This is a genomic window from Actinomycetospora termitidis (genome assembly GCF_030286555.1).
GTDB classification, from domain to species: domain Bacteria; phylum Actinomycetota; class Actinomycetes; order Mycobacteriales; family Pseudonocardiaceae; genus Actinomycetospora; species Actinomycetospora termitidis.
Genome location: NZ_JASVWF010000021.1, coordinates 1 through 438, shown reverse-complemented (window position 1 = coordinate 438; position 438 = coordinate 1). Strand labels below are relative to the sequence as shown.

At 74.0% G+C, this 438-nt stretch carries 1 protein-coding gene; it reads left to right on the top strand.

Translation table 11 applies throughout. From position 1 onward, the window contains the following. Window positions 1–124: 124 nt before the first annotated feature. Window positions 125–438, top strand: a 314-nt coding sequence (locus QRT03_RS32015) for an SDR family NAD(P)-dependent oxidoreductase (protein ID WP_286057226.1), incomplete at its 3' end; no start/stop codon positions are given.

The window sequence follows — 438 nt, the reverse complement described above, 5'->3', positions numbered from 1 at the left end:
CCGCCGAGCCCGGCAGCCCGAGCGAGGCACGCCTCGCAGCCCTCACCTCCCCCACGACGCGAGCATCCGCGGCGGACTCCGCGCGGTAGCTCGCCATCCCCACGAACTCCGACAGGAGACTGACATGACCCTGCGCTGGCTGATCACCGGCTGCTCCGGCGGACTCGGACGGCTGCTCGCCTCGACGGCACTGGAGCGCGGTGACTCCGTGCTCGCCACCGCCCGCGACCCCCATTCCCTCGACGACGTGGTCGCCCGGCACCCCGACACCTGCCGCGCGATCGCCCTCGACGTCACGCGCGCCGGCGACACCGAGGCGGCCGTCGCCCTCGCCGAGAGCGCGTTCGGCGGCATCGACGTCCTGGTCAACAACGCCGGCCACGGCATGCTCGGCGCCGTCGAGGAGGTGACCCCCGAGGAGTACCGGCCGCTGTTCGA